Source organism: Undibacterium sp. TC4M20W (assembly GCF_049340245.1).
In the GTDB taxonomy this organism is placed as follows: Bacteria; Pseudomonadota; Gammaproteobacteria; order Burkholderiales; family Burkholderiaceae_D; genus Undibacterium.
The window spans coordinates 1-372 of sequence record NZ_JBMPPI010000079.1 but is presented as its reverse complement, the minus strand read 5'-3'; the positions used below and the strand labels follow the sequence as shown (position 1 = coordinate 372).

Sequence of the window (372 nt, the reverse complement as noted above, 5' to 3'; positions counted from 1 at the left end):
ACTCCCACGACGTGACTCAGTTGCTGCCGCTGGTCAAAGCCATACCCGCGATCGCAGGCAAACGAGGAAGACCTCTGCGAAAGCCAAAAATCTTGCAAGGAGATCGCGGTTATGATTCTGAGCCTATCCGTATTCTTTTGCGCCAACAAGCGATCATTCCTGAACTAGCAAAACGCCGCACTGCGCACGGTAGTGGTTTGGGCAAAACACGTTGGGTGGTTGAGCGTTCGATTGCCTGGCTTCATTCTTACCGTCGTCTAAAAATGCGTTATGAGAAACTAGCTATGACACACGAAGCATTTCTTTCGTTGGCTTGTTCTCTCATTTGCTGGAACTTTCTTAAACCTTTAATTTAATTTCGCAACAGCTTCT

1 protein-coding gene is annotated in these 372 nt (G+C 47.6%); it reads left to right on the top strand.

The window, feature by feature from the left end:
• The coding region (locus tag ACO0LL_RS30360; RefSeq protein WP_422954541.1) for a transposase at window positions 1-356 on the top strand (356 nt) is incomplete at its 5' end.
• Window positions 357-372 lie beyond the last annotated feature (16 nt).